This is a genomic window from Streptococcus mitis SK564 (genome assembly GCF_000148525.1).
Classification (GTDB): domain Bacteria; phylum Bacillota; class Bacilli; order Lactobacillales; family Streptococcaceae; genus Streptococcus; species Streptococcus mitis_H.
In genome coordinates, this window is the sequence record NZ_AEDU01000009.1 from 1 (window position 1) to 15482 (window position 15482).

The following is a 15482-nucleotide window of genomic DNA, read 5'->3' on the forward strand; positions in this document are numbered from 1 at the left end:
TTCCCCTTTGTCAGTCACAACAGCTTCTGGTAACGCTGGTTGAACTTCAGGTTCCCCTTTGTCGGTCACAACAGCTTCCGGCAACGCTGGTTGAACTTCAGGTTCTACAAGGTTTGTACCTATTGGTTGCGTATAGTCAGGCTTCTCTGCTTTAGGAGCCTCGTCTGGAACAGTACCTACAGGTTCAGTGTACTCTGGTTTTTCATGAACTACTGATTCTACAAGGTTTGCATCTATTGGTTGCGTATAGTCAGGTTTTTCTACTTTAGGCGCCTCGTCTGGGACTGTACTTACAGGCTCAGTGTATTTAGGTTTCTCAGCTTTAGGCGCTTCATTAGGGATACTTTGAATTTCAGATACTGGAACATTTTTTGTCCCCTCATTCTTATGTTGAATTTCTGAAATTGCATTATCATTAAGGGGTAAGTATCCAATATAACGATATCCAGCAATTTGAACTACTCCTTCATTACTTGGAGCTTTCAAAGGATTGCTTATATCGAGAGCTTGCATACTAGAAAGACTAATCAGTCCGATAGTAGTAACTAAGAACAGACTAGCAACTTTTTTCTTTTTATGAACTAAAAGAACTAAACTCCCAATAGCTAATAGACCTAAAGCTGTAAGCACAGAAGTCGATGAACTTGTTGCAGGAAGAGTTTCCTGCTGATAAATAAGAGCATAAGTTTCCTCATTATCAGTAGGAATTCCTGCCTGAATCTTAGTTTGTTCTTCTTGTGTAAGAGCACTTTTTTCAATGTAATGATAGGTAGAAGCATGGATGACTGACGGTGCAACCAAGACACTTCCTAGTAACACCGAACCAACAATCCCACAGATTTTTCGGATCGAAAATCGTTCTTTTTTAAATAATGACAAGCGTAATCACCTTCTTTAATTTCATTTCCTAACAGTAAACACTATTTTTTATTCTCAAAAATTGAACTTCTAAAATCATCAGTTTGGTCAAGATAAGCTTTAAAGATTGCTCTCTTCAACTTATGAACCGCACTGTCAGTCTCTGGATTATAGTTATTCCAATAATAATAATTACGTTCTTCTGCATCCTTCAGAACAGCTTCATCCATTAGTTGTTGTAAATCATTTACTCTTTGAATGGTCTTGGTGGCATTACTCATCCATGATTGCGTCGGATCTTTAAAAGTAACTTTAGTTAAATGATTAAACTGAGCAATGCGCTCTTGATACATATCTTTTTTAAAGGCTGCCCAAGATGAATACTTACCATCAAATAGCTTTTCTAAAACAAGTTTATCTGTCACCAATCCTCGTTCTTTACCATAAATAGTTATTTTTTTACCATTTTGTTTAGCAAGGTCTTCGTATTGATTTGAAATATACGGTACCATACCATCTTTAAAGCCTTTTGCAGCCAATAGTTCATAGGCCATACGACGTCCCATTAGGTCACCCGGAGTTCCGTCATCATTACTTAATGCTGCATAAATCGGCGCAAATAGTTTTATAGTAAAATAGCCATTTCTTTCGTATGTTTTTGACGCATATTCTCTAGACGAAAGAATATTATTATCAATCATATCATTGAATGAATGTAATTTTTCAGCTTCTTCTATTGTTAGATCTCTAACAACATTTGTTGCATAGACCTTATTTCCATCTGATGGATCTTTCACATACTTATTCTCAATTTTTCTGAGAGCTTCCATTTTCTGATAAACACTTAGTTTATTAACGATCGATTGTCCCTCAAGATATTCCAACATATAAACAACATCAAACATGTTGTGTACATATTTTTGAAGATCTGTCGCGTCTTTAAATCTCGTAGTTGGATCAAGTACTTGTAATCGTTCTCCTTCTTTACTATCCGATTTTAAATGTCTCAAGATCGAGTTGATGGTGATTGTCGCATCTTCTGGATGGTCTGGTGCTTGCAATAAGCCTTTGGCAAAGAACTCTGGTCCCAAGCCACTTCTTCGACCATAGCCACCAAGATAGATGTCCTGATCTGAGTCATGCGTCATTTCATGTGTATAAGTGATAGCTCCATCCTTATCCAACATACGATAACCCATATAATAAACGGCATCCCCTGTAGCGTAAGCACCGTGTCCATTATGGCCAACTTTATTTCCAACAGGTCCAAAGAAATGTTTCATTGCAGGATTTGGATTATCAAAATCTGCTACTTCTGTAGCCTTTCCTTCAGTATTATCAGTTCCAAATTTATAGGCATCATAAAGCAAGATATTTCGATAAAGTTTTTCACGCCCTTTTTCATCTAGAATACGATACCAATAATCGTAGTGATCTCGTTGACGTTCGGCAGTTTCGTGAGCACTCTTTTCAACAAAGCTATTCAGATCACCACTTGCTTGATGATCTTTATTACGATAGCGATCATAAGCACCAAAGCCTAGGCTAGAGATAGTTGAAATGACAAATACGGATCTTTCTGGCAAGGTAAGTAGAGGTAGTACCATATTACGGTATTTCCAGCTGTCGTTAGTGATGCGATCATAGACACCGATAGAATACTTGCTTCCTGCTTTTTCTTGCTTGGCTTTCACTTCTGGAATATTAGATTTTTCTTCAACGATGTAAGCCTTGGTCTGAGATTTAAACCATTCATTGTTGCTTGTGTTTGGTAGAAAGACTTTTCGGTAATTTTCAAGCGTGTTAAATAAATCTTTCGTTCCATGATGGCTAGCTAAACTAATAGCATAAGTATCAACGTTGTTCTTGGCAAGAAGATTATTAAATCCTGATTTACCTAACTCTATTAAGGTATCTAACGGAGAAGCATTTCCTTTGCCAAAGAAATCTAGATGGTACATTACAAGGTCTTTTGCACTCACTTTATCATAACTAAAGTTATACCAGCGTTCTAGGTAGCTCATACCAAGTAGCAAGGCCTCCTTGTTACGCTTGATTTTATCTACAATATAACCCGTCATCACTTGATTGTTTTCCACTAGAGCAGCATCCGCAGACAAGAGTTTTTTTAGACTTTCTTCAAGATGATCCTTCGTTTTAGCAAACTGGTCTTCTAGATATAGCTCGGTTAACTTAACTTCTGGAGAAATACCAAGTGTGTTTCTGATAGCCTCTGAGTTGTAGGACACCTGCTGCAATTCAGGTAAGACTTGCTTGATGATAGAGTTTTGGTCATACAAGAATTGGTTAGGAGTATAGAGAAGACCTGTATCTCCTAGGCTATATTCTGCTAGCTTGGCAAAATCAGTCTGATACTTGAGATCAAGCTTCTCAGATGAATGGTCCTTGTAGTGAAGCAAGAGTTTGTTTGCAGTCTGTTTGTTGGAAACAATGTCTGTGATGACTTGGTTATCCTTCATCATGACTGATGACAAGAGTTCTTTCTGATATAAAAGACTGTTCTCATTGACCAGATTTCCATATTTGACGATGGTTGCCTTGTTATAGAAAGGTAACAATTTTTCAATGTTCTTATAAGCCAAGGCTCGCTTAGCTTGATAATTGGCTACCTTAGAAAAATCACTTTCTTTATTGCCACTTGTTGAAAGGGGCTCCACTGTTGGTGGGGTGAGAGGATTGATTTCTGCTTTCTTGCTTGCAATTTGAGAATCATCTAGCATCTTTCCTCTTTCTTCAAAGGATTCCTTGCTGACGACTTCATCGTTTTCCAAGGCAACTTTGATAACTCTATTAGCTTTATTGCTGAATGTAGCTGTCACCTTCATATTGTTATAGTGGTAAGCGGTGATGGCGTTCCCGTTTGTTACATTGACATCGCTAAGAACATTGGTCAAGCTTCCAGCATGCTGTTCCTTACCAGAAGTTCGATCCCATAAATAGCCTGCTACACCAGCGACTTCTCCGAACTGTTTGACATTATTAATATCTCCCTCAGCATAACTATCACGGACATGTGCATCATTGTCCACAAGTCCCACAAGACCACCGACAGTCTGATCTGAACTATTTGCATTTGAGGAAATGGCTATTGTAGCTTTGGATTTAGCAATAGACGCGTTTTCACCTGTCAAATGTCCAACCAAGCCACCAATATTGTAGGTAGCAGTTGTTTCATAGGTATTGACAATTCTTCCCTTGAAACTGCTCTCTGTGATGCTTGATTGTTCGGACTTGGCAAGCAATCCACCAATACCACGTTCCCCAGCTAAGACACCGTCGACATGAACCTGGTTAATTTTTGTCCCATTTTTAGCTTCATTTGCCAGTGAACCGATATCATTCTTTCCTGAAATAGAGACATTTTTCAGGCTCAGTTTTTCTACTGTAGCATTACTTAAGTTGTTAAATAAAGGTTTTTTCAAATTGTAAATAGCATAATGTTTGCCATCTTTTTCACCAATCAACCTACCAGTAAAGTTGCCCTTAATATAAGACTTCGCATCAGACTCCAGTTCCATTTCGTTAGCATTCAAGCTAGCTGATAAATAATAGGTTCCACCAAGATTTTGGTTGATGGCATGAACTAGATTACTAAAGGAAGTAAAGTTTGTCGTTTCCTCTGTAGTCTTCTTAGCTAAATAGAAACTGAAATTTTCAACATATTTATGGTCTATCTCCTGCTGGAGTTTATCAACTCTCGCTGTAATTTTATAAAATGTGCGTCCATCTTTTAACTCCTCGGATATCGATGCAACCGGAAGGTAAACATCTTTAAACGCAGAAGATTTTACCTTTACAAAATAAGTATCTGGATTACTTGGAACACTGTCCAAAGAAACATGTTGTTTGTAAGTTCCATTCGTTTGATGACTATACAATTCAATATCAGAAACATTTCTTAATTCAAGTGTTTTCTCTGGATCTGTTTCTTTTGGCTTCTCAACGGGAGTTTCAGGTTTTAGTTGCTCAATATTCCCCTTGTATTCAGGAAGTGGATCTACCTGTTCTGGTTCTACTATTGCTCCGGCCTGTGGACCTGTGTATTCTGGTAGGGGGGCAATCTGCTCTGGTTCAACAATAGCCCCAGCCTGTACGCCTGTGTATTCTTTCGGTGCTTCTACCTTCTCTGGTTCTACTATCGCTCCAGCTTGTACTCCTGTATATTCTGGTAGGGGGGCTACTTGTTCTGGTTCTACTATTGCTCCGGCTTGCACTCCTGTGTATTCCTTCGGTGCTTCTACCTGCTCTGGTTCTACTATCGCTCCAGCCTGAACTCCTGTATATTCTGGTAGTGGTGCTATCTGTTCAGGTTCACCTTTATCACTTACCACGGTATCTGGCGACTCTGGTTGAACCTCAGTCTCACCTTTGTCAGTCACAACCGCTTCCGGTAGCTCTGGTTGGACTGCTGGTTCGCCTTTTTCAGTTACAACTGCTTCGGGTAACGCTGGCTGAACTTCTGGTTCACCCTTGTCTGTAACAACTGCTTCGGGTAACTCTGGTTGGATTGCAGGTTCAACTACTGCCCCTGCCTGTGGACCTGTGTATTCTGGTAGTGGTGCTACCTGCTCTGGTTCAACAATAGCTCCGGCTTGTGGTCCTTTATATTCTGGAAGCGGTGCCACCTGTTCAGGTTCTCCTTTATCACTTACCACAGTATCTGGCGACTCTGGTTGAACCTCAGTCTCACCTTTGTCAGTCACAACCGCTTCCGGTAGCTCTGGTTGGACTGCTGGTTCGCCTTTTTCAGTTACAACAGCTTCGGGTAACGCTGGTTGGACTTCTGGTACACCTTTATCTGTTACAACTGCTTCTGGCAACTCTGGTTGGACTGCTGGCTCACCTTTGTCGGTTACTACAGCTGCTGGTAGTTCAGGCTGAATTGCGGGTTCAACAATAGCTCCAGACTGTACTTCCTTATGTTCTGCACCAGTCTCAGGTTGTTCCTTTATAACTTGAGCTTTTTTAGTACCTTTTTCGACTATTCTTGTAACAGGCGCAGTCGTTGAAGTTGAAACAATTTCTCGTGAAACCTCTTCATTGTTTACAGAGAATATTCTGATGACTTCAACTTTCTTACCTAATTTACCTTCTTGTTTGACTCTTACAGTTCCTTCAGCTAAATCAGGATTTTCTTGAATTTCTTCTTGAAAATCTATTTTTGTCTCTATAGTTTCCTCACGATATAAGAGTTCAGGTTTATTCAACTGGCCTGATAGAACTTCATCCTGTGGATTTAATGTATTTACCCCAGTCTTTTCTTTTGGAGAAACCTTCTCATCTTTCTTCGCTTCTAGATTCTTATGTTCTGATAATTGTACTTGAGAATCTAAAGATTGTTTCTCTTCTTTTGTTGGATTCGTTAATTCTGTAGAAAGAGGTTTTTCAACTACTTGAACTTCTGTTGGCTTAGTTGAAGAAACAGGTTTTTCTTCCTGCATAGCTTGTACTGTTGATGGATTCTCTACAAAATTCGGTGTAACATTATAATCCACCTTTTGTTGTTTTGTAGGAGTGGCTGCTGATTTTTCTTGATTATTTACTTTAGACTCAGAAGTTATGTTTTCCTCTTTGATATATCCAATATATGTGTAACCTGAAATGTCTTTAGGAAGAGGTAATTTTTCTCCAGAGGTCAATTCATAGTCCGTATTATAATTCAGTAAAAGATTATTTTCTAAAGCATGAGCTGAAATTAGGACACCATTTCCTATTCCTGCAACCAATACTAAATGTAATACTGTTTTATTCTTAACTTTTTTCTTAGAAACGGCAAAAATTAAAATCCCCAAAGCAGCTAAGCTAGTACCAGCAACTAAGGCTTGCATCTCATTCTTGCTTCCAGTATTTGGTAAGTCTCCCAGTTGATTTTGGGAATTTAACTTATAAACAAGATAATAAGTCTCATCATCATTCTCCATGTATGTCGGAATATCATAGACAAGCTGCTTCTTTTCTTCTGATGATAACTCTGACTCTGTCACATATTTATAGTGAACACCTTTAGTCTCTTGAGCCTCTACAGATGAACTAGCTAATACAGACATAAAAAACAAACTTGAAATCGTAGCAGATACAAGTCCTACTGATAATTTTCTAAATGAAAAACGCTGCTGTTTTTCACCAAAATACTTTTCCATTATTCCTCCTTGAAATAAAATTTAAAAATATGTAAGGCCAACTTTATTATATTAGCTTGTTATCTTATAAAAAGGTAACATACTTTAATTATACTCTTAATTTACCAAAAAGTCTTAAAATTGCCTTGCGTTTTCATACTTTGTTTTATATATAAAATACCAAGGAGCAAGGTTTACCATTTCCTATTTTCTCTTTTTGGATAAAATATAACCTACCATGGCATTTCCACGGTAGGTGTTACTTATATCAATAATCGTTCTAAAAATGGTTTGATGCAGTTGAAGAGAATTCCTTCTATCCAGCTTTCTTGTGCTGCTGATAAATGTTCTGCTTGAAGGCTTTCTTTTAAAAAGTCTCGGACTTGTTCTGGTGCAATTTCAAACTCAAAAGCTTTCATTTTATAGAAAAAGTCGATGAGATGATCTGACAGATACTCGGATGAAAATGGTACTTCACCACTTTTTCGATATGCTAATAAGAGACGAGCAAAGCGAGATTTTTCTTCAGGAAGCTCACGGAAATAGGAATTGAGGAGCCAGGTCTGCTTCTGCTTTCTTTCAACTGGATCCTGACTGGCAATTCGTTGGTCTTTTTCCAACTCTTTTTGGTATTGTTTGGCCTTGATAGCCCGTTCTGTTCTATTTTTACCAAAAAGAATTTTCTCCCACTTGCGTTCTTCTTGAGTCAGGGTCTCTGTAAAGCCAAAGTAATCTTGATAGGCACGCTCTGCTGGTCCCATGGCTAGAACTAGATTGTCTGCATATTGCTTGGCGATTTTATCCCTCTTCCTGCGCTCTTTCTCTGCCTGGACACGGAGTTCTTGTTCGTAGTCAATTTTCTCCTTACCTAGCTTGACAAGGTAGAGTTGGTCATCTGGTTTGCCAAGTAAAAAGGGTTTGATACACTTTTCAAGGACTTCTTCCATACGAGCCTTTTTCTTGGGCTCTGCCTTGGTCCAACTTCCTCCTTGAAAGACTTCTAGGAAGAGCTGGTAGTCTCTCTCAGGTGCAAATTGATTACCGCGATTGGGTTTGAAAACACCTTTTTCCCAGAGCCATTTTAGAAGTCGCTCGTCAAAGTCACTTTTATTGACCTTGATTTTCTCCTTTTTCTGGGCTTTTCTGGTCAGATTTTCAACCTTTCTGAGCAGTTTTTCTTCCTCTTCCAGTTGCTGGTCAAGGGACAATCGATGAAAATGACGAACACAGTCGCTACCAATCGGAAAGAGGCGTTGGCCTGTGACACCGTTAAAGAGTTCGTAGGCGTACTTGATGGCATTCCCACAGACACAATTGCTACGGCCGATACCGTTAAAAATCAAGGAAACTTCATTCCATTCCTTGGTAGCTTGTTCCCAAGTATCAGCTTTTGAAGCCTGTAACACCGCATCGTGCAGGGATTTTCTAACTGGAAGTGTCATGAGGTCTCCTTTCTAGATTATACTTTTACAACTTGAACCTCGTCTTTACCGAGTAAAATCAAGTATTTCTCAATATTTTCAATCGAATAGGCTCGAGATAAGGCCTCTCCATAAAGGGCTAACTGAGCACGATAGCGGTTTATGAGTTGACTTGGTTCATCATAGCGGTCTGTCTTATAGTCGAACAGAACGATTTTGTCTTCGTAAAGTAGATAGCCATCAAGGATACCACGGACAACAAAGTCTTCCTGACTCTTTTGGTCTCGTTTGAGCATGGAGAAAGGTTGCTCGCGATAAAGATGGTTGGTATTAGCGAGAATTTCCTGACCGAGTGCTGTGTCAAAGAATGCAAGAATTTTCGAAAGATTAATCTTGTCTTTGACAGCTAGGCTGGTTTGAACTTGTTTGAGAGTTTCTGTCAGGCTAGCAAGCGTTGGTCTCTGGCTGAGGTCCATTCTCTGCATGAGTTCGTGGGTAGCACTACCAATCTCAGCTCCTGTCATCTTTTCTTTGCTTGAAAAATCTGGCAAATCAAAGCTGATTTTCTTGTCTACTGACTGTCCTTGACCTGCAATCTCGACACCTTCCAGATCCATAACTGGTTCATAGAATTTCTTGATTTGGCTTGGGGTTTGAACACTAGGAAGTTCAATGGCTGCGCGGTGAAGAGTATTATATACTTCCACTTCTTTCAGCATTTCAAGGGCTTCCTTAATGGTTTCTGACTGGCGATTGTCTGCTTGAGAGTTATCTTGGAGAGGGCCATTGTTTTCTAATTCTCCGATGGCTTCTCTAGTCAGCTGATCTTCACCAACAAAACTATAACTAAAGTTGAGATTATCCTTGGCAAACACTTTATTGATAGCCCAAATCCAATCTTGGAAATTCCTTGCTTGCAGTCTAGTATTGCTATTTAGTTTTCCATTTTTAGCTGCTGGGTATTCTTTGGATTCCAGCTTTTCACGAGATCCCTTACCGACAAGATAGAGCTTTTTCTCAGCACGCGTCATGGCAACGTAGAGGAGACGCATTTGCTCAGAATAACTTGCCAGCTGTAATTCCTCTTCGTTCTGCCTATAGGTCAGACTAGGAATGGAGAGTTTGATGGTTTTAGGATAGTGATCTTCCACTGCTCCTGTATCCATTTTGGCAATATATTTGACACCAAGACCATTCTGACGACTGAGAATGATCTCTGACATGCTGTCTTGCTTGTTGAAATCTTGATCCATATTGAGGATAAAGACGTAAGGAAACTCCAGTCCTTTACTTTTGTGGATTGTCATGAGCTCTACTGCATCTTTTGGAGGTGCGATGGCTACGCTTGCCAAATCGTGCTGGGCTTCCAAGACTTGGTCAATCATACGAATAAAACGCGACAAACCTTTGAAATTGCTCTTTTCAAACTGATCAGCACGCAGTGCTAGGGCATAGAGATTGGCCTGTCTAGCAGGACCATTTGGCAAAGCTCCAACATAGTCATAATAAAAACGGTCGTTGTAAATCTTCCAAATCAGGTCATAGAGGGAGTGGGTTTTGGCATACAAGCGCCAAGAAGCCAAGATATCCATGAATTGCTTTAGTTTCTCAGCTAGAGCTGTTTGAATCAAGCCTTTTTGACTACTTACCAGTTTTTGAGCATTTACTAGTTTCTCATAGAAATTTTCGTGGACTTTATCCTCTGCTTTCTGAAGAGATAAACGTGCTAACTCGTCCTCATCAAAGCCAAACATAGGAGACTTCATAAGGGCAACCAAGGCATAGTCTTGAAGAGGATTGTGAATGACACGAAGGGTGTCCAGCATGACTTGCACTTCTAGGGATTGGAGATAATTGTTTTGCTCACCGTCTGTTTTGACAGGAATCCCGTACTCAGACAGGGCGAGAAGAATCTGGTCATTACGACTGCGGCTGGAGGTCAGAAGAGCAATTTCTTTAAAGGCAACACCTTTTTCCTGATGAAGTTTAAGAATCTCCTTGATAACCAAGCGCATTTCGCCTGTTAGTTTCGTTTCTGCCTGCCCCTCTTCTTCCTCACCTGTGTCGTCCTTGTCATAGAGGAGAAATTCTGCCTTGTTGTCTGGATTGGGAGTCAGTTTGCTATTGGCAAAAACAAGCTGGTGCATGTTATCATAGTTGATTTCGCCGACCTCTTGGTCCATGAGACGTTCAAATACATCATTGGTTGCTGATAGTACTTCTGAACTACTACGGAAATTTTCCTTGAGAAGAATTAGCTTGCCTTCTTGTGGATTTTGCGCATAGCGTTGGAATTTTTCATTGAAAATCTGCGGATCTGCCTGACGGAAACGATAGATAGACTGCTTGATATCTCCCACCATAAAGCGATTGTGGCCATTAGACAGCAATTCCAACATCCGTTCTTGAATATGGTTGGTATCCTGATACTCATCGACCATAACTTCGTGGAAGCGATCATGATAAGCCTCACGAACTTGCGGGAAATTCTCTAAAATCTCAATGGTGTAATGGCTGATATCAGCGAATTCAAAGGCGTTTTCCTGACGTTTACGCTGACGATAAGCTTCCACAAAGTCACTCATGAAGGCTTGGAAGGTTTTAGCTAGTTCCCATGTATCTCCATGATAACGTTCTTGATAGTCGAGAATGGTTATCTGATCTGCTAGTTGTCCTAGTTTAGCAAACTGGGTCTTTCTCTCTTCGTTGTAGGCATCGGCCAGTGGCTTCAAATCAGCCTTACGGCTGGCATTAGTAAGAGATCGACCGTTTTTCTCTTTCGAAATTGCGACAACACGCGCAAGCACCGCTTGATAAGCCTGACTATCGGACTCTTGATTTAAGGAGCCAATTTCATCCAGAATCAACTGAACATTTTCTAAATAAGCAGCCTTTGCAAATTCCTTGGCATCATTATCCAGATGATAACGGAAAAAGCTTTCCAAATCCCAAAGGGCTTGTTTGATTTGCTCAGTCAGTTTTTCTTTTTCACTGCTAAAATCAGCTTTTTCAAAGCCTTTTAAGAAAGATTCACTCAGCCATTTCTGAGGATTGCTGGTGGATTGGAGGAAGTCATAGATTTTATAGACCTGCTGGCGTAGCCCCCGTTCATCTTTGCCACTCCCTGCAAAATTTTTCAGCAAATGACTAAAGGTCTCTTTCTGTTTACCTTGGTAATGGGCTTCAAATACCTCATGAAAGACTTCGTTTTTTAGAAGGAGTTGTTCACTTTGGTTTTGTAAAATACGGAAATTAGGCGCAATATCAATCAGATAGCCATGTTTACCAAGGAATTTTTGTGTGAAAGAGTCCATGGTTCCGATGGCTGCGTTTGGTAGGTCTGCCAACTGACGTCCTAAGTGTTGTTTGAGGTCAACATCGCCACTTTCTTGGATTTGTTGGCTGATTTTCTTTTCCAAACGTTCCTTAAGTTCTGTGGCAGCCTTAACCGTAAAGGTTGAAATAAAGAGTTGAGAAATTTCGACACCACGCGCTAACTGGTCCAGAATACGCTCGGCCATGACAAAGGTTTTACCAGAACCAGCCGATGCTGAGACAAGGATATTTTGACCAGAAGTGTAGATGGCTTCAATTTGCTCAGCAGTTTTCTTTTGTTCCTTGCTCGAATTCGCTTCTGCTTCTTGCAATTTTTGAATTTCCTTCTCAGTTAAAAAGGGAATAGGCTTCATCAATTCAACTCCTCTCTTATTTTTTCAAACCAAGCTTGCTTGAGTTTTTCTCCGACCAGACGTTTGCCGTCAGCCAAGTCTAACTTCTCTAGGAAACGGGCTTGACCCAAGTGGTAATTGGCTTCAAATCCTGTGATGGCTTGGTGTTGCTGGACGTATGGGGCAATACTTCTGCCATTTTCGGTATAAGGGTTAATGGCGAACTGGCCTGCTAAAATCTTCTCAGCAGCTTTCTTGTAAAGATGGGAATTGTAGTCCAGTAGGAGCTGGAATTCCTCATCTGTCAGCTGATTGGACTTGTTTTTGTTGTAAAATTCGCCCAAATGACTGCTTTCTTTTTCTAAAAAGAGGCCTTGATATTTCATAGACTTGCTGGCTTCTACTACTGCACCTGCCAGACTTTTAACGGCCATCAAAGATTGGACAGGCTCAGCCATTTCCAAGTACATGGCACCGAAAAAGTTCTGCTCCCCTTCTCTTTTTAGGGCAGCTAGATAGGTTGGCAACTGGGAATTAAGGCCATTAAAGAAATGAGGAAACTGGAACTGAGTCAGACTGGATTTGTAGTCTACCACTCCTATCGCCCCATCAGCTTTCAATCGGTCAATACGGTCAACCTTACCTCGTACAAAGATACTGCGTCCATTGTCCAATTGAATAAAGGCCTGCTCTTTACCCCCGAAATTCGCCTCTTCTTTGATGGTTTCGATGGCTGGATTGTGTCGGAGAATATGTCCAGTCGTCCGCGCCACATCAAGCAGAACTTCTTTAGTAAACTGGGCTTCCAAACTTTCTTGATAAATAGCCTCAAATTCGCGTTCTTGACTGGTTTCTTGAATAGCTTGTTCTAAACGTTGGTCAAAGGAATTTTCGTCAGGTAACTGCAAGGCTCGTTCAAAAATACGGTGTAAGAAATTCCCGTGACTACGGGCATCTGGACGCAGGCGCAATTCTTCCTGCAAGCCTAAAACATAACGTAGGAAATAACTGTATTGGTTCCGATAAAACTCCGTCAAACCAGAGGTAGACAGGTAAAACTCCTGATCAGTAGGATAGAGAGCTTGTAAGGTATCTTTGGTCAACTGCTTACTGCTTGGACTAGTTGGAAGGGCAGGATTTTCCAGACCTTGCTGGTCAAGTTTTTTCCCCATGACACGCGCCAGAACCTTAATAAAGGTCAAATCTTGCTCAGTATAGCTCATCTTACCCTGCTGGTGATAGACAACCAGACTAGACAAAAGACTGTGATAGGACCCCATATCCTCCTTAGACAGCCCTTTGTGATTCATCTTCTTCTCTTTCCTGCTAAATCCAAAATGGACTAGCTCTTGAAGATAGGCAGATTCTTTGCTTTCACTTTCATTAAAAAGGCTTGGAGCCGACAAGACCAACTGCTTACGAGCAGAATTGACCAAGGAAAGCATAGTATAGCGATTTTTCTTGAGATTTTCACTGCTGGCAATCAGCAATTGAGCGCCTTCTTCGGTCGCTTGGTTTAAGCTTTGTCTTTCTTCGTCTGTCAAAAGACTGGTATTTTGCGCGATTTTTGGTAAATTGTCCTGAGTTAGCCCAATGGCATAGACAAAGTCAGCAGTCAGTGGTGCAATCAAATCGTAACTCTGCACCAGAACAGTGCCCACTGTCGCTGGAATGGTACGGTATTGGGACAAACTCATTCCAGAATGTAGCAAGGCAAGGAAGTCCTCTAGACTAACCTGTGAACTAGCAAAAACAGTCGCAAATTGTTCTAAAACATGACAGAAAGCCTTCCAAACTTCGGCCTGTCTTTCCTGTTCAAGAGTTTCTATAGTAGCTGTCAAATCTTGTAACTGCTTAGTTACTGCTCCTTCTTTCAGAAAGATATTCCACTTTTGCAAGAGATTTTCAGCCTTTTGTTTTCGGCTGGCAAAGAGAGTCTCAAGAGGTGTTAAAATACGCAGACGAAGAGCATTTAAACGCTCTAAATCAAATTTTCTGTGATGGGATTTGGTAAAGGTTTGCTGAAAGGCTGGCAAGCAATTGATACCAAGATAACGGATATATTGCTCAAAAGCATCAATATCAGCCTGACTAAGGTCGGTATACAAACCTGTTCTGAGGAGATTAATCAAATCTTCCTGACGGAAACGATAGCGTTTCAAAGCCAAAATAGACTCAACAAACTGTGTCAAAGGGTGGTGGGCCATGGATTCGCTTTTGCCTAGATAGAAAGGAATCTGATACTGGTCAAAAATGGTTTTGAGCGATAACTGATATGAAGCTACATCCCCCAAGAGAATACGAAAATGCTTGTAACTCAGATTTGAGTTCTCGTGCAATTTCTGACGAATGCTACGGGCTACTAGCTCCAACTCCTCCTTTTGCGTCAAGCAAGACCAGATTTGTAAGTTTTCACGATCATTCTCATCGACATCCCATGTTAATTCTGAAAAGTCATAAGAAGACTCCAGCAAACGAGAGGCCTTGTCAAAACTATCCATCTTCTCATGAGTCTGAGAACGGTCTTGAGCAGGAGTTTGGTATTTAGAGGCTAGATGATGGAGAAACTCCACACTGGCTTGGTAGAGATTGCCCTCGCTAAAGGGACTGGTATAAGCTTTCTTACTAGCATAAGCCCCAATAACAATCTCAACACCCTTACCGTGAAGTAAGTCCACAATTCGCTCTTCCTCAGCAGAAAAACGAGTAAAGCCGTCAATGACCAAGGCGATTTGAGTAAAATCACTACTAACTTTGTCATTCTCAATAGCCTCAATCAAATGGGACAATTGACTTCTCTGAGCCAACTGACCCTGATCAAGGTAGGCCGTTACCTTCTCAAAAATCAAGAATAAGTCTGCTCGCTTGTCCTCATCCGTCAAACTTTCCAAGTCCAAAAAACTCATCTGAGCAGTCGCTATCTCATGATAAAGTTCAATCAACTGCTGGATAAATTGAGGATCCTGCTTGATAGCTCCATAAACACGTAAATCCTTAGGATCAAGTTCGGCAAGGCATTTGTAAAAGGCCATCCCAAGACCGATGTCATCTAGACTGGTCTTGGCAGGCAAGTCATTCAAGATCAGGTAACGAGCCATCTGCGCAAAGCGCGTGACGGTAATCGCAAAAGAAGCCTGCTGGGACAAGCATTCCAGCACGGCGCGTTCCTTTTCAAAAGAAAGAGAGTTGGGAGCGATGTAGAAGACCCGCTTGCCAGCAGCAACTAGCTCCTCCGCCTCTCTGGTTAGAACCTCAGTCAAAGAAGTCCGAATATCAGTATAAAGTAATTTCATCTCTGCCTCGTTGGAATTTTTCATTACCTTTTATTATACCATGATTAGCCACCCAAGTCTGAAAATAATCAGTTCTTGCTCATCTATTGAAAAGAAAATGCC

At 40.7% G+C, this 15482-nt stretch carries 4 protein-coding genes and 2 pseudogenes; all 6 read right to left on the minus strand.

The genetic code is table 11. From position 1 onward, the window contains the following. The coding region (locus tag SMSK564_RS06460; protein ID WP_033630771.1) for an SIALI-17 repeat-containing surface protein at window positions 1–879 on the minus strand (879 nt) is incomplete at its 3' end. 41 nt (window positions 880–920) lie between these two features. Next, a pseudogene (locus SMSK564_RS06465) lies at window positions 921–5648 on the minus strand (ZmpA/ZmpB/ZmpC family metallo-endopeptidase); the annotation flags it as partial. 255 nt (window positions 5649–5903) lie between these two features. Beyond that, window positions 5904–7019: pseudogene (locus SMSK564_RS13940) on the minus strand (YSIRK-type signal peptide-containing protein); the annotation flags it as partial. Window positions 7020–7261: 242 nt separating this feature from the next. Further along, window positions 7262–8440, minus strand: a complete 1179-nt coding sequence (locus SMSK564_RS06470) for a hypothetical protein (protein WP_000174771.1) — start codon at window positions 8438–8440, stop codon at window positions 7262–7264. A 17-nt stretch (window positions 8441–8457) separates the two neighbouring features. Further along, entirely contained in the window at window positions 8458–12108 is a 3651-nt protein-coding gene (addA, locus tag SMSK564_RS06475; RefSeq protein WP_000802642.1) for a helicase-exonuclease AddAB subunit AddA, read from the minus strand. Further along, complete coding sequence (rexB, locus tag SMSK564_RS06480) at window positions 12108–15380, minus strand: ATP-dependent nuclease subunit B (protein ID WP_000772394.1); 3273 nt, start codon at window positions 15378–15380, stop codon at window positions 12108–12110. Before rexB ends, addA begins: the two co-directional genes overlap by 1 nt. Window positions 15381–15482: the final 102 nt, after the last annotated feature.

Bases quoted from the DNA above. Each gene is read 5' to 3' on its own strand.
- rexB (WP_000772394.1), bottom strand. From the start codon at position 15,380: ATGAAATTACTTTATACTGATATTCGGACTTCTTTGACTGAGGTTCTA.
- SMSK564_RS06470 (WP_000174771.1), bottom strand. From the start codon at position 8,440: ATGACACTTCCAGTTAGAAAATCCCTGCACGATGCGGTGTTACAGGCT.
- addA (WP_000802642.1), bottom strand. From the start codon at position 12,108: ATGAAGCCTATTCCCTTTTTAACTGAGAAGGAAATTCAAAAATTGCAA.